18 protein-coding genes and 2 tRNA genes are annotated in these 13,902 nt (G+C 41.9%); all 20 read left to right on the forward strand.

Annotation, left to right across the window (positions count from 1 at the left end; translation table 11 throughout):
• Positions 1-64 precede the first annotated feature (64 nt).
• Positions 65-412 (forward strand): type II toxin-antitoxin system HicB family antitoxin, encoded by a 348-nt coding sequence (locus tag EAI83_RS13305; protein WP_129975685.1) that lies wholly within the window; start codon positions 65-67, stop codon positions 410-412.
• A 294-nt stretch (positions 413-706) separates the two neighbouring features.
• Entirely contained in the window at positions 707-1,018 is a 312-nt protein-coding gene (locus EAI83_RS13310; RefSeq protein WP_243113506.1) for a helix-turn-helix domain-containing protein, read from the forward strand.
• 15 nt (positions 1,019-1,033) lie between these two features.
• Positions 1,034-1,585 (forward strand): ImmA/IrrE family metallo-endopeptidase, encoded by a 552-nt coding sequence (locus tag EAI83_RS13315; RefSeq protein WP_129975687.1) that lies wholly within the window; start codon positions 1,034-1,036, stop codon positions 1,583-1,585.
• A gap of 169 nt (positions 1,586-1,754) precedes the next feature.
• Positions 1,755-1,883, forward strand: a complete 129-nt coding sequence (locus EAI83_RS17705) for a hypothetical protein (RefSeq protein ID WP_255363765.1) — start codon at positions 1,755-1,757, stop codon at positions 1,881-1,883.
• Positions 1,884-2,130: 247 nt separating this feature from the next.
• Positions 2,131-2,204, forward strand: a tRNA-Ile gene (locus EAI83_RS13320).
• Positions 2,205-2,212: 8 nt separating this feature from the next.
• Positions 2,213-2,283, forward strand: a tRNA-Arg gene (locus EAI83_RS17095).
• An 18-nt stretch (positions 2,284-2,301) separates the two neighbouring features.
• Entirely contained in the window at positions 2,302-2,685 is a 384-nt protein-coding gene (locus EAI83_RS13325; RefSeq protein ID WP_129975689.1) for an HNH endonuclease, read from the forward strand.
• A 116-nt stretch (positions 2,686-2,801) separates the two neighbouring features.
• A complete protein-coding gene (locus tag EAI83_RS13330; protein WP_129975691.1) occupies positions 2,802-3,350 on the forward strand; it encodes a hypothetical protein in 549 nt (182 codons plus the stop codon).
• Positions 3,347-5,038 (forward strand): terminase TerL endonuclease subunit, encoded by a 1,692-nt coding sequence (locus EAI83_RS13335; protein ID WP_129975693.1) that lies wholly within the window; start codon positions 3,347-3,349, stop codon positions 5,036-5,038. The genes EAI83_RS13330 and EAI83_RS13335 overlap by 4 nt, the downstream gene beginning before the upstream one ends.
• 50 nt (positions 5,039-5,088) lie before the next feature.
• Positions 5,089-6,270, forward strand: coding sequence for a phage portal protein (locus tag EAI83_RS13340; protein ID WP_129975695.1), 1,182 nt, complete (start codon positions 5,089-5,091; stop codon positions 6,268-6,270).
• 2 nt (positions 6,271-6,272) lie between these two features.
• Positions 6,273-6,848, forward strand: coding sequence for an HK97 family phage prohead protease (locus EAI83_RS13345; protein WP_256163595.1), 576 nt, complete (start codon positions 6,273-6,275; stop codon positions 6,846-6,848).
• Positions 6,845-8,062 carry a phage major capsid protein gene (locus tag EAI83_RS13350; RefSeq protein WP_129975697.1) on the forward strand — a complete coding sequence of 406 codons (1,218 nt, stop codon included), beginning with the start codon at positions 6,845-6,847 and terminating at the stop codon, positions 8,060-8,062. Before EAI83_RS13345 ends, EAI83_RS13350 begins: the two co-directional genes overlap by 4 nt.
• 29 nt (positions 8,063-8,091) lie before the next feature.
• Entirely contained in the window at positions 8,092-8,388 is a 297-nt protein-coding gene (locus tag EAI83_RS13355) for a head-tail connector protein (protein WP_129975699.1), read from the forward strand.
• A 9-nt stretch (positions 8,389-8,397) separates the two neighbouring features.
• Positions 8,398-8,742 (forward strand): phage head closure protein, encoded by a 345-nt coding sequence (locus tag EAI83_RS13360; protein ID WP_129975701.1) that lies wholly within the window; start codon positions 8,398-8,400, stop codon positions 8,740-8,742.
• Positions 8,726-9,217 carry an HK97 gp10 family phage protein gene (locus EAI83_RS13365; RefSeq protein WP_161206379.1) on the forward strand — a complete coding sequence of 164 codons (492 nt, stop codon included), beginning with the start codon at positions 8,726-8,728 and terminating at the stop codon, positions 9,215-9,217. The genes EAI83_RS13360 and EAI83_RS13365 overlap by 17 nt, the downstream gene beginning before the upstream one ends.
• Positions 9,207-9,641, forward strand: a complete 435-nt coding sequence (locus EAI83_RS13370; protein WP_129975705.1) for a phage tail terminator family protein — start codon at positions 9,207-9,209, stop codon at positions 9,639-9,641. The genes EAI83_RS13365 and EAI83_RS13370 overlap by 11 nt, the downstream gene beginning before the upstream one ends.
• Positions 9,641-10,714 (forward strand): phage tail sheath subtilisin-like domain-containing protein, encoded by a 1,074-nt coding sequence (locus EAI83_RS13375; RefSeq protein ID WP_129975707.1) that lies wholly within the window; start codon positions 9,641-9,643, stop codon positions 10,712-10,714. Before EAI83_RS13370 ends, EAI83_RS13375 begins: the two co-directional genes overlap by 1 nt.
• 42 nt (positions 10,715-10,756) lie before the next feature.
• Positions 10,757-11,158 (forward strand): phage tail tube protein, encoded by a 402-nt coding sequence (locus tag EAI83_RS13380; RefSeq protein ID WP_129975709.1) that lies wholly within the window; start codon positions 10,757-10,759, stop codon positions 11,156-11,158.
• 15 nt (positions 11,159-11,173) lie between these two features.
• Entirely contained in the window at positions 11,174-11,572 is a 399-nt protein-coding gene (locus tag EAI83_RS13385; protein ID WP_118514836.1) for a phage tail assembly chaperone, read from the forward strand.
• Between the two features lie 297 nt (positions 11,573-11,869).
• Positions 11,870-13,900 carry a phage tail tape measure protein gene (locus EAI83_RS13390; RefSeq protein ID WP_129975711.1) on the forward strand — a complete coding sequence of 677 codons (2,031 nt, stop codon included), beginning with the start codon at positions 11,870-11,872 and terminating at the stop codon, positions 13,898-13,900.
• Positions 13,901-13,902: the final 2 nt, after the last annotated feature.

Genomic DNA, 13,902 nt, shown 5'->3' on the forward strand with positions numbered 1-13,902 from the left:
GGTAATCAATTTCGATGCCATTTTGGCATAAAACGGGGCTGCCGCCCAGCAAAAATATTTGCTAATGCGACAGCCCCATCCGGATATACCAGAATGCATGACACAGGGTGAAGATATGCAGGAAGCATATGAAATGGCTGTGGATGCCCTTGGCCTGGCGTTGACTGCAAGAGAAAATGAAAAGGAACCAATACCGGAAGCTTCAGCTCTTGATGCCGTAGATCCGGAAGATGGAACTCTAGTGATCATAGAGTTTGATATGGCGGAGTATCGCAGAAAGAATTGCTCCCGTGCAGTGAAGAAAACATTGAGCATTCCAGAATGTCTTAATGAAGCTGCAATCCGTGAGAACATTAACTTTTCTCAGATCTTGCAGGAAGCATTGATGGTAAAATTAGGGATGAACAGGTAACAGAACGGCGGTCCTTGCGGGATCGCCATTTTTTGAGTGAAAATAAAAAAAGTTCGGATTATTCGGAAAGTTCGTTGTACAATACAATAGAAGCCAAAGGCATAAAGGTCGGCGGCTTTAGGAGTCTACATTTATATGATAGGTCACAAGAAGGCATCTGGCGTCATCAGCCGGGTGCTTTTTATATATAAAATGGTAATAGACATAATAAAAAATTATAATAACTTGACAAAGTGATAATTTAATGATATAGTATGAGTGTAGCAATCGATTGCTAATAAGGAGGAAGACGAAATGGCAAGGGGCATAGCAGAGCGTATGGCAGAAATAATTTCTGACCGTAAAATGACGCAAAAGGATCTGGCATCTTTATCAGGAGTGACAGAATCTGCCATTTCCCATTATTTAAAGGGAGATCGTATACCAAGAGGCGCCACTCTGATTAAAATTGCAAAAGCACTCAACACAACAACAGATTATTTGTTGAGCCAAGATGAAAAAAGTGGTTCACAAAAAGATTTTGATGATGCACGGGTGATCTTAGCACGGAATGCTTCAAAAATGACAAAGGAACAAAAAATGGAACTTATTAAACTTTTAATGTAACAAACAGGAGAGTATATGCGTCTGGAAAATGAACAGTATGAAGAGATTAAGAGGGTGGCAATAGATACCTTTTCTCTATATGGAATCAGATGTATTCCAATTAGTGCATTTGAAATGGCTACGAAAATGGGAATTAAGATTGTTCCATATTCTGCTTTAAATGAGGAAAAGAGAATTGCAGCAATGCGTGAAAGCAAAGATGGATTTTCAATTGGCAGTTCTCAGAGTCAAGAATGGATTATTTTTTATAATGATTCGTGTGAAAGTTATGGGAGAATCAACCAAACTATAATGCATGAAATTGGTCATTATGCTATGGGACATATTAAAGATGGAGAAGAGGAAGAAGCAGAGGCAAATTTTTTTGCAAAATATGCACTTGCGCCACCACCACTGATTGACAATTTCATAGAGAATGTTACCCCGGATGCAATAAGGACTACTTTTGACCTTAGTAATCAGGCTGCCAAATATGCATATTGGTATTATCGAAGTTGGCTATATAATGGAATAGGGCATTATACAGACTACGAGGAAAAAATGCTTGATTTATTTAAAGCTGTATAAGTCGAAAGGCTTTATACATACAAAAAACCAAGCAACATAAATATGGTGCTTGGCTCTTGTGAAAATGTAAATACAGTTGTTCAACTGGTTACAATTCCGTCTCGACAACTGAATTGTAACACTGTATTTATCCTTTTGCAAGAGTTAATTGCGAAAGGAGGGGATATCCATGTGGATTTTTAGAACGTGGATTACCAGGAAAGATGGCACGAAAGATTATGCCAAGGATCATGGTAAAAAAGCCTTCAGATTCTGGGTAGGTCCTGGACCGGAACCAGATAAAAAGAAGAATCAGTAATAGTTAACGAAGAGGCGTATTTACCAGTTGGACGCTTCTACCCAAAAGAAAGGTATAGGTAGAAGAAGATGGCCAAAACAAAATCTAGTGTTAGAGGAACTCAGAATAAAAAGATTGTGGTTGTAAAACCGTATACGAGAAGTGATGGTGTAAAAGTTAAAGAACATAGACGTTCAACACCGAATTAATATTGTAAAGGGCGTGTGGGAAATGAGAAATCATTTTTCTACACGCTTTTTCTAATTGCGGACATTTAGCTCAGCAGGTCAGAGCAATCGGCTCATAACCGGTCGGTTCTGGATTCGAGTCCCAGAATGTCCATAAAATAACGCGGGATGAAGTAATGGAAACTTGCAGATCTCCTAAGTCTGAAATGATGGTTCAAATCCATCTCCCGCTATTTATGAAAGGATAAGATATGTTAAGAAGTTGCAAATACTGTGGCCGGATTCATGATAGTAAATATCAATGCAGCAGCAGGCCGGTACGCAGGAAGATACGGACAAAGCAGAATAGTTTTCGAAGCACTGAGGCATGGAAGCGAAAGAGCCTGGAGATCAGAGAGCGGGACAAATATCTGTGCCAGATCTGTATGCGAAAGCTGTACGGAACCACACAGCAATATAACAACCGGGAAATAGAAGTACATCATATTGTACCAATAGCAGAAGACTGGGACGGAAGGCTTGACAATGACAATCTTATTTCATTATGTGGTAGGCATCATGAGATGGCCGAAGCCGGGAAGATATCGCAGGCGGAACTGAAAGAGATTGCCAGGCAGCAGGAGGATGAAATGTAATCCCCCCCGCCTAAAAAAATCTGAAAATTTTGACTTTTTTACGACCACATATGCCCACAGATTTATAATAAATTCCCACATCAGCGTTTTTATTCTTGACGGAAGGAGGGAGCACAATGCCAACAACACCAAAGTCTGCAGATATTATTCGGATGGAAGGAAAATCACACAGAACCAAGAAAGAACTCCGGCAGCGTGAACAGGCAGAAAAGGCTCTGCTTACAGGGATTCCGCTGAAAGAACGGCAGGAAGTGAAAGACAATGAGATTGCACATAAGGAATTTCTTCGACTGAAAAAGCTCCTTGAAAAGATCAATAAATTCGATGATATGTATGGAGCTGTGATAAACAGATACTGTATTTTATATGCAGAAACGAAGGAATTTGAGGAAAAAAGAGATCAGTTTTATAAACAGTTATGTGAGTTTCAAAATGAAAAAGACGATATGCTTATCAACAGAGAACTGACACGGAAAGAATATTACGGCATTGAAGCTTCCATGCAGAAAAGTCTGGTATCTATGGATCGGCAGATCCAGGCAAAAAGAAGAATGCTGGCAGAGATTGAGAAAGAAAACGTTATGACGATCGCAGCATCCCTCAGATCTGTTCCGAAGAAACCGGAAAAGAAAACCAATCCACTGAAAGAAGCGTTGGGCGGATGAAAGAAGGAAAAGCATACAAATATGCCGTATGGTGTTCCACGGAGCAGGAAGGAAAAGTCCCGGAATATGTTAAAAAACAGGCAGAAAGCTGGTTACATATTGCGGATGGAAATGATGAGGACGCTTATGTAGATGAACAGGAGTATGAAAAAATATGCAAATTACTAAAATTAATGGTCCACCCGGATCTTAGATGTAGTATTTATGATGGCCTGGAGGATTATGCGTGGTTTATGATCGTAGCCGGGCTATGCACATATTGCCGGAATTCAGAACAAAGAAGCCGGTTTTATGTAACGATTCTTCTTGAAATCGCACGAAAAAATTTTAAAACATTCAATTCGGCAGTGATATTTATCCTGCTGATGCTTACAGAACCGGATTTTTCCCGGTTCTTTTCTGTTGCGCCGGATCTGCAGTTATCATCGGAACTGAAAAATGCTATCCGAAAAATTATAAAAGTTTCGCCAGCATTATACGATGAGGATGAACCTGCATTTAAGGTCTTGAGGAGCCAGATCATATGTCTGCTCAATGAAAATGAGTATACGCCACTTGCATATAGCCAGGATGGAATGGATGGAAAACTGGCAAATGCGTATCTGGCAGATGAAGCAGGAGCATTGGATGATTATCCGGTAGAAGCAATGAGATCTTCACAGATTACTTTGTTTAATAAACTTGGAATTATCATCAGTACACAGTATCCCAACGATAATAACGTGATGATCGATGAAATTGACATTGCGAAAAAGACTTTGGACGGTCTGCTGGATGATCGGCGATATTTTGCTTTGCTTTACGAACCAGATGATGATCTGAAGCAGGGAGAAGCCTGGCAGACTGATGATCGTGCGATTTATCAGAGCAATCCGGTTGCAGTATCCCATCAATATATTTTTGATGAGATAAAAAAGAAACGTACCTTAGCAGTCCTTTATGAGAATAAAAGAGAAAATTATCTTTGCAAGCATAACAATATTCTCTATAAGGGACTTGGTGTGGAAGGTTATATAGATATTCAGAAAGTGAAACTGTGCAGGATCCAACCAGATCCACAGTGGTGGAATGGCCGTCAGGTATGGGTTGGAGTAGATCTTTCCCAGACGGATGATAATACTGCGGTGGCGATGGTGACAGAAGATAACGGATATATTTACGCTAGGGTAATGGGATTTATTCCAAAAGAGAAAATTAACATAAAAACCCAGAAAGAACATGTGGATTATCAGAGAATGATCAGTAAAGGGGAGTGTATTGCATGTGGTGAGGAAGTAATTGATTACAGTGTAGTGGAAAATTATGTGATACATCTGCTGGAAGAAGAATACGGAGTAATTGTGGAACAGGTTGGATATGACCGCTACAATGCAATTTCAAGTGTCCAGAAAATGGAAGCAGAAGGGCTGGAGTGTGTGGAAATCAAACAGCATAGTTCCGTCCTGCATCAGCCAACAAAATGGTTAAAAGAGCTGATCCTGCAGCAGGCATTCCGATATGAAGAGAACCGGCTTCTGGAAATCAATTTTCAGAATGCGAGATGTACAGAAGACACAAACTTAAACAAATATGTCAACAAAAAGAAATCCACCGGTAAGGTAGATGAGGTAGTTGCATTGATCAATGCGATGTATCTTTTACAGCAATATTTACTGAACGGTGACAATTTTGTTGCCCAGACAGCATAGGAGGGATAGCAAGGGGAATTTGGAAACGGAAAAAACGTGCGGATCCGGATGTGGAACCGGAAGTAGATGCCGCTATTTTAAGAGCCTGGTTATCAGGAGAAAGTATTGGAAGGGAAGGAGCAATGAATATTCCGTCCCTGGCCGGATGCCTGAATAAGATCGCAGGGACAATGGCAGCAGTTCCAATAAAGCTGTATAAACGGGAAGATGACAGGATCACAGAAGTGACGGATGACAGGCGAACGATATTACTGAATTCTGAAACAGGGGATACGCTAGATGCTTATCAGATGAAACGGGCAGTTGTTCTGGATTATTTTCTTGGGAGAGGCGGTTATATTTACATAGATAAAGTCAGGAACGAAGTACGTTCTCTCAGGTATGTGGCAGAAAAAAACATAAGTTTTAACCAGAATCCGGATGTGATATTTAAAGATTATGACATTTTAGTACAGGGAAACACGTACAGGCCATATCAGTTTGTACGCCTTCTGAGAAATACGGAGGATGGGGCACAGGGGAAAAGCCTTATTGAAGAAAACAAGCAGCTTCTTAGTGTGGCGTATAACTCCATGAAATTTGAGGAAACCCTTGTTGCAACAGGCGGTAATAAGAAGGGCTTTATTAAGTCTCCGAGAAGACTGTCGCAGCAGGCAATCAATTCTTTGAAAGAAGCATGGAGAAATCTTTATTCAAACAATACAGAGAGTGTGGTGATCCTGAATGAAGGCCTTGATTTTCAGGAAGCGTCCAATACATCTGTAGAAATGCAGCTGAATGAAAATAAAAAGACGAATGGGGATGAGATCTGTAAAGTAATTGGGATCCCGCCATCGCTGTTAAGTGGCAATGCCGGAGAACAGGATGAAAAAAATTTCATTAAATATGAGCTTTCAAACCTGCTGGCAGAGTTTCGGACTGCATTAAACCGGGCAATGCTGCTGGAATCTGAAAAACAGATGTATTTTTTTGATTTTGATATTTCAGAACTGATCAAAGGTGATATTGACAAGCGGTATAACGCATACAGTGTTGGAATTGAAAAAGGATTTCTTCAGACAGATGAGGTCCGAAAAAAAGAAAATATGCCACCTCTTGGTATGAAATTTATCAAACTGGGGCTCCAGGACGGATTGTATGATCCGGAAAGCAATAAAGTGATTGTACTTAACACCAGTAAAACATTAGATTTGACAAAAATAAAAGAAGGGGGCGATGACCCAGGAGAATAGAGATCAGAGAGCAGTCAGTTACGATTGATGGCTATGTAAATGCTGTTGCCAGAGACAGCAGACCGATCCGGGACAGAAGCGGGGAACAGTTTATTGAGCAGATTGTTCCGGGAGCATTTGAGAGAGCCATTTCACGCGCAGATGAAATAAAGATCCTGTTGAATCATGATTACAGCAGGGAACTTGGAAGTACCAAAACAAATCTGCAGTTGTTTGAAGACAATATCGGGCTTCGTGCAATTGCAGAAATTACAGACGCGGAAGTGATCGAAAAAGCAAAAAAAGGAGAACTGAGAGGCTGGTCCTTTGGATTTATAGAAAGGGCCGCAAAAGAGGAAGATACCGATTCCGGACTGAAACGCAGATTTGTTGAGGATATGGATCTGAAAGAAGTATCCATTATTGATAACAGGAAAATTCCCTGTTATGCAAGCACTTCCATCGAGATGCGCGCAGACGGGAATGAAGTACTGGAGGTAAGAACTCTGGAAACAAAAGTAATCTCAAGTGAACAGAAAGAAAAAGTGGATTATTCGAAATATGAAGCTACCATCAGAAGATTAGGGGGAAAATCATGAAAAGTCATAGAGGAAGAATTACAAATAAAAAGGCATTCCGAGTAGCTGCCAGACGATACCTGCAGGTAAGGGCAGAGGAATTAAAGAACCTGGAGGAAAAAAGAGCTGCCCTTGTAGAAGAAATGGAAGGGATTTTAAATAAGGCCCAGGAAGAAGAACGTGCCTTTGAAGAATCAGAGCAGGCCCGTTTTGATGAAATTGAGAAAGAAATCAATGCCATTGACAAGACGATCGAAGCAAAAGAAAGAGCCAGAAATCTGGGAAATCCCGGAGGAAAGAAAAAAGAAGACGGGGAAAATGATGATCTGACCGTTGAGGAACGGGCATTTGTGGATTATGTGAGAGGAACACTTACAAACGAAAGAGCTGCGAACCTTACTTATGCGGACAATGGTGCAGTGATTCCGTCTTCTATTGTCAATAAAATCATTGAAAAGGTAGTAGAAATCTGCCCAATCTACAGTATGGCTGACCGGTATAACATTGGTGGAACAATCAATATCCCATATTATGACGAAGAAACCAGTTCCATTAAAATGGCTTATGCGGATGAGTTTACAGAACTTACCAGTACATCTGGAACATTCAAGAGTATTTCGCTTGGTGGATTCCTTGCAGGAGCACTGACGCTGATTTCAAAGAAACTGATCAATAACAGTAATTTTGATGTACTGAATAAGATTATCCAGTATATGGCGAAAGCGATTTCTGTATTTATTGAACATGAGTGTCTGATCGGAACAACTGGAAAAGCTGAAGGACTTACGAACGTTACACGGGGTATTACAGCAGCGGCAGCAGATAAAGTTAAAGCTGACGAGTTGATCGATGTACAGGAGTCCATTCCGGATATTTATCAGAGCGGTGCTGTATGGATCATGAATAAAGCCACCAGAACCGCAATCCGAAAGTTAAAAGATAGTGATGGCAATTATCTTTTGAACAGGGATGTATCAGCACGGTGGGGATATACGCTTCTTGGAAAAGATGTGTATTGTTCCGATGCAATGCCAAAGATGGCAGCAAAAGCTACAGCAGTATATTATGGAGACTTTTCCGGATTAGCGGTAAAAGTGGCAGAGGACGCAAATATCGAAGTACTGAGAGAGAAATATGCAACGCAGCATGCAGTAGGCGTAGTTGCATGGATGGAAATTGATACAAAAGTGGAGGATTCCCAGAAAATCGCAAAATTGACAATGGCATCCGCTTAAAGTTGCGCCGGCGCAAAAGGAGAGGAAATATGAAGATCAGTGAAATAACTGCTGCAGATATATGGCGGCATATCAGGGAATCTCCGGAAGATATGGAGACAGAAGACAATACGGAGATTCTGGTTATGAAAAAAGCCGCCGTAGAATTTTGTAAAGGATATACGGGGCTGACTGAGGAGCAGCTGGACGAGCATGAGGACATTACGATTGCCGTCCTTATGCTCATTGCGGATATGTATGATAACCGCCAGCTGCAGGTTGATAAAAATGTTATGAATAAAACAGCAGAAACTATTCTGGGAATGTACTGTATCAATTTTCTGTGAGGTGGCGAAATGATTTATACAGGAAAATTAAACCGGCGGCTCACTTTCCAACGCCTTGAAGCCAAAGAAGACGAGATGGGACAGGATAAGTCATCCTGGCAGGATTATAAGACCGTCTGGGGGAGCGTAAAACCATACAAATCTTCGGAATATAACTTTATGGGAAAGCTTAAACCAGAGGTATCTCACAGGATATATGTGCGGTTCCGGAATGATATTACTGCAGATATGAGGATCAAATATCACGGCAGGATCTTTACAATAGAAGGTCCGCCGCTGGACATTGATGAAAGACATGAACTTCTTGAGATACAGTGCAGGGAGGTGTTTGAAGGAAATGAGTATCAAGTTTGATATAACTGGAGATGGAGAATTTGCTGAGGCTATGGAAAAGGCTATGAAGCAGTTTCCTGCTTCTGCGGAAAAGGTTTTGAGGAAAGAAGCAAGGAATATTGCTGAGGATCTTGGAACAAGGGTAAATGCAGAAGCAAAAGGGCATCATTGGAAAGCTAAAGATTCAGAGGAAGAACCAGTTAGATTAGCAGAAAGCTTCCGGCAGGGAAAAGTGATCCGATCAGGAACTAACTACACGGTTGCTGTTACAACGAAAGCTCCACATTATCATCTTTATGAAGAAGGACACGACTTGGTTACTCATAACCGGAAAAACCGTTGGGGAAAAGGAAAACCGGGAACTGGAAGAAAAGTTGGTAAGGTATACGCTAAAAAGACTGTTGGAAAATATATGGCACGACGTTCAGAATATTCCGAAGCAATCGGCCAGGAGCTTCTAAATTCAATACTGGAGGATGCAGGATTTGACTCTTAAAGATATTAAGCAGGCTGTGAACCTCACATTAAAGGAATCCTATCCCGGTACAAAAATATACGGACCAGACACAATAGAGGGTTATACCAGACCTTCTTTTTTTGTTTATGTGACACAGACGTTTTCAGAGAGAACGAAAAATGCGGTCCATAAAAATGTTGAGATCGAAATTGACCTTATCCAGAAACGGTCTGACGAACTTGCGGCAATGGAATTCTTTGAAAAAATGGAATTTGTTTTTGGCTATAAACTTGAGGTTGGCAGCAGGAAACTGAATACCGATAACATAAACTGTATGTTTGAGGGGGAAAACAACAATATCCCTGTAGTGACATTTGAAGTGGAATTCTGGGATGAGGTGAAAAAGGAGGATAACAGTGAAATTATGAAAAACATGGAAATGAGACAGGAGGTAGGAAACTGATGGGATTACCAGCAATGAACATCACATTCGTGGTACGGGCGCAGAATTCGGCAAAAAGGCTGGACCGCGGATCTGTTGGAATGGTGCTCAAAGATGCAAAGGTTCCAAGTGGGAATCCGATAACAATTTTTTCAAGTGAAGATATCCCGGAGGAGCTGGGGACAGATAATAAAAACCAGATTGCCCTGGCACTCCGTGGAAATGACACGGCACCGCAAAAAGTTGTGGTATATGTTCTTGCTACTGCAGAGACAGATTACAATAAAGCCTTCAAATATTTTGAGCGGAAGAAAGTAGACTGGATGTGTTTCCCAAGTGCAAAAAAAGATTCCCAGACACAGAAGATCACAGACTGGGTGAAAGCTCAGAGGGAAGCTCATAACAGAGTGAAAGCTGTGTTACCGGAAACAGAAGCAGATACAGAGGGAATTGTAAATTATGCAACGAAGACAGTAACTGCAGATGGAAAGAGCTATACAGCAGAAACGTTCTGTTCTAGGATTGCCGGTCTGATCGCAGGAACAGGAAGTGATCAGTCCGTGACCTTTGCTGTTCTGGACGATGTAACAGCCTGTGAAGATCTGGACCGTAAATCGGTTGAAGCAGCCATTGATGCAGGAAAGTTTGTTTTGTTTGATGACGGAGAAAAAATCAAGGTTGGAAGAGGCGTGACATCGTTAACCACTTTAACCGGAAAGCAGAGCCCATGGAAAAAAATCCGTGTTGTAGAGACTATGGACATGATCAACAACGATATTGTTGAGCTGGCCGAGGATAACTACATCGGAAAATATCAGAATACATACAGCAATAAGTGTCTTCTGTTATCTGCGATCAAAACCTACATGGACGAAATCCTTGTAAATGGCCTGATCGAAGATTACAGCATTGAGTTTGACGTGGAGAAAATTCGAAAATATGTGATCGAAAATGAAAAGATCAAAAAAGAAGATGCAGAAGCCATGTCAGATGAGGAAATGCAGAAACAGTATACCGATGAAAAAGTATATTTCAAAGCAACTGTGACAATTTCAGATGTCATGGAAGACATCTATCTGGATATCACGGCATAAAAGGAGGGATTAACGAGGAAAGGTTATACACCGGACAGGGTTATTAATGGAACGTTTGGAGAGCTGTGGATTGATGCTGAATATATGGCAGAAACCACTGCACTTCAGGCAAAAATGAAATTTGATACCGCAGAAGTGACACAGGCAAGGACCTTAAAAAAGGGGTATAAAGTAACGGGAATCAGCGGATCAGGAACTGTAAAACTTAATAAAGTGACATCATACTGGCTGAAAAGAGCAGCACAGGCGATCAAGGAAGGAAAAGCAATCAGAGGCACGATCATCTCCAATCTGGATGACCCGGAAGCCTTTGGCGGCGAACGTGTACGGCTTAAGGATTGTATTTTTACAGAAATCCCAATTGCAGACTGGGAAGCCGGAAAGCTGGGCGAAGAGTCCATTCCGTTTAATTTTTCGGATTTTGATGTATTGGATGCTATTTGACAGGAGGAAAAGAACATGAATCTGATTGAAAAGCTGATCAGAGTTGATAAAGAGACAGTAGAGAAAAAGGAAACAAAGAAGATCCGATCTGCAAGGCTGACAAAGCTTCTGGGAGAGGAAACAGAGATCACGATTCAGGAAGTTTCGGGTCGGAAGCACAATGATATCATGCAGATGATGTTTGATGAGAAAGGAAAAAGAAATATTTCAGCAGCTTACGACACAAACCTGATGTTCTGTGTGAATGGAATTGTTGAACCGGATTTAAAAGATCCGGCTTTGCTGGAGCATTTTAATGCTGCGACTCCAAAAGATCTTGCCGCAATTCTGTTTCAGGCAGAAGCCGGAACCATTGCAGATGAGATTATTGCTTTATCTGGGCTTAAGACTGAGGAGAAGGAAATAAAAAACTGATCAGGACGGACAGGGAAGCAAGCATTGCTTATGCACTGTTCCGTTTGAAAAAGTGGAAAATTTCGGATTATTACAATATGGGTGCGGGTGAACGTCTGATCACCCGTGCTTTTTTGATGCAGGAGATCGAAGACATAAAAGAGGAGGCGAGGGAACGGGGCAAATAAAACAGTAGCAGCGGTAGTAAAGCTGATCGATGAATTTTCAGATCCATCGCGGACAGTAGCAAGACAGTCAAAAAATCTGGAAAAAAGAATTGGCAATCTTGGAAGTGTATTTGAAAATGCAGGGCAGTTTTTGGAAGGAGCCGGAGAAAGCCTTACAAAATCGGTTTCTGTGCCAATGGCAGCGGCTGGAACAGCTGCAATAAAGTTCGCTTCTGAATCACAGGATGCCTACAAACAGTTTGCGGCCGCAACTGGGACAGCAACCGAAAACCTGGGCAAATACCAGGATATGATCAACAATGTCTACAAGGACAACTTTGGAGAATCCATAGGAGATGTGGCGGATGCAATGGCAAAAGTTGACCAGAACATGTCCTATCTGGATGATTCTGCACTGCAGAGATGTACGGAGTACGCTTATACGCTGGCAGATACCTTTGATGTTGATATCGGGGAAAGTACCAGAGCAGCAGACAGCCTGATCAAGAATTTCGGCGTTTCCGCAAGAGAAGCATTCAATCTTATGGCACAGGGGGCTCAGAATGGCCTGGATTTTTCAGGAGAATTGTTTGATAACATTGATGAATATTCCGTACAGTTCCAAAAGCTTGGCTTGGATGCGGAGGACATGTTTTCGATTTTCGCAAATGGAGCGGAAAATGGAGCATTCAACCTGGATAAGATCGGTGATGCGGTAAAAGAATTTTCCATCCGTGCGATCGATGGATCAGATACAACAAAACAGGGATTTGAAGCCATCGGAATGAATGCCGATAAGATGGCAAAAAGATTTGCGGCCGGAGGCCAGGATGCGAAAGCGGCCTTTAACGAGGTAATCCAGGGACTGGCCGGAATGGAAGATCCGGTTGCCCAGAGTGCGGCAGGGGTTAATCTTTTTGGAACCATGTGGGAAGATTTAGGTCCGCAGGTTATTACAACGCTTTCAACAACCAATGGTGCCATCGACGAAACTAAAGAGACGATGGAGGAATTGGTCAACACCAGATATGACACACTCACAGGAGCACTGGGAGGGTTGTGGAGGACGATCCAGGTTGATGTCCTGCAGCCGGTAGGAACGATGCTGATCCCGTATGTGGAGAAGGGAATCACTGTGATTGATTCCCTGGTAGATCACTGGAACGAGCTGGACCCGGCTACACAGAAAACCATTGTGAAGTTTGCAGCCGTGGCTGCAGCAACCGGTCCGGTATTGCTAGGAGCCGGAAAGGTATCATCTGGAATTGGTGGAGTGATAAAAGACTCTGCAAAATTGAGTGGAGCAATTGAACGACTTACGGATGGAAAAACTGGTTTTAAAGCTCTTGGAGTAATTATGAAAGGGCCGGTTGGAATTGGCATAGCAGCTGTGGCAGCAGGAGCGTTTCTAATCTATAAAAACTGGGACAGAATCAGTCCTCTGCTCGGAAAAACAGCTGCACGGTTTGAATCGTTCTGGAATACCGTACAGCCACAGCTCCAGCCGTTTTTAGGACTATGTACAGAAATAGGCTCTTATCTGGAGAGCGGATTTATAAAAGCTGTACAATTTGTATTCTCAGAAGGATCGGATGTGATTGTAATATTCTTTGAAGGTGCAAGCCAGTATATAGACGGTTTTCTTGGCGTTCTTGAGGGAGTTACAACATTTATGAATGGAGTGTTCACTGGAAACTGGGAAAAAGCATGGAAAGGCTTAAGGGATATTGTTTCCAATTCTTTCGGAATGCTGGAAGCCCTTGTAAAAACCCCGATGAATGCAGTCATTTCCATTGTAAATGGTGCGATCAGCAGGATTAATTCTATCCATTTCACAGTTCCGGATTGGGTACTTGGAATTGGTGGTAAAAGCTGGAAAGGGCTTAACATTCCGCAGATTCCAGCTCTGTCAAAAGGAACCGATAACTGGCAGGGCGGTATTGTACAGATCAGTGAGAAGGGCGGAGAGATCGTTGACCTGCCAAGAGGTACAAGGGTATATCCACATGATGAATCTGTCCGAATGGCACGTTCCGAGAATAAAGGTACAGTAATTACCATAGCGAAACTGGCAGACAGCATTATTGTTCGTGAAGAAGCAGACATTGACCGGATCGCGGAAAGAATTGTAAAGAAAATAAAAGAAACCAATGATAATCTTCCGCAGACAGCGGTAGTATAGGA

The sequence above is a fragment of the Blautia sp. aa_0143 genome (genome assembly GCF_004167315.1).
GTDB classification, from domain to species: domain Bacteria; phylum Bacillota; class Clostridia; order Lachnospirales; family Lachnospiraceae; genus Blautia_A; species Blautia_A fusiformis.

What these genes read in the sequence shown, in the direction of transcription:
- EAI83_RS13305 (WP_129975685.1), top strand. Translation starts at nt 65, where the DNA reads ATGCGACAGCCCCATCCGGATATACCAGAATGCATGACACAGGGTGAA.
- EAI83_RS13375 (WP_129975707.1), top strand. Translation starts at nt 9,641, where the DNA reads ATGGGATTACCAGCAATGAACATCACATTCGTGGTACGGGCGCAGAAT.
- EAI83_RS13385 (WP_118514836.1), top strand. Translation starts at nt 11,174, where the DNA reads ATGAATCTGATTGAAAAGCTGATCAGAGTTGATAAAGAGACAGTAGAG.
- EAI83_RS13335 (WP_129975693.1), top strand. Translation starts at nt 3,347, where the DNA reads ATGAAAGAAGGAAAAGCATACAAATATGCCGTATGGTGTTCCACGGAG.
- EAI83_RS13360 (WP_129975701.1), top strand. Translation starts at nt 8,398, where the DNA reads ATGATTTATACAGGAAAATTAAACCGGCGGCTCACTTTCCAACGCCTT.
- EAI83_RS13330 (WP_129975691.1), top strand. Translation starts at nt 2,802, where the DNA reads ATGCCAACAACACCAAAGTCTGCAGATATTATTCGGATGGAAGGAAAA.
- EAI83_RS13350 (WP_129975697.1), top strand. Translation starts at nt 6,845, where the DNA reads ATGAAAAGTCATAGAGGAAGAATTACAAATAAAAAGGCATTCCGAGTA.
- EAI83_RS13310 (WP_243113506.1), top strand. Translation starts at nt 707, where the DNA reads ATGGCAAGGGGCATAGCAGAGCGTATGGCAGAAATAATTTCTGACCGT.
- EAI83_RS13355 (WP_129975699.1), top strand. Translation starts at nt 8,092, where the DNA reads ATGAAGATCAGTGAAATAACTGCTGCAGATATATGGCGGCATATCAGG.
- EAI83_RS13315 (WP_129975687.1), top strand. Translation starts at nt 1,034, where the DNA reads ATGCGTCTGGAAAATGAACAGTATGAAGAGATTAAGAGGGTGGCAATA.
- EAI83_RS13365 (WP_161206379.1), top strand. Translation starts at nt 8,726, where the DNA reads ATGAGTATCAAGTTTGATATAACTGGAGATGGAGAATTTGCTGAGGCT.
- EAI83_RS17705 (WP_255363765.1), top strand. Translation starts at nt 1,755, where the DNA reads ATGTGGATTTTTAGAACGTGGATTACCAGGAAAGATGGCACGAAAGAT.
- EAI83_RS13325 (WP_129975689.1), top strand. Translation starts at nt 2,302, where the DNA reads ATGTTAAGAAGTTGCAAATACTGTGGCCGGATTCATGATAGTAAATAT.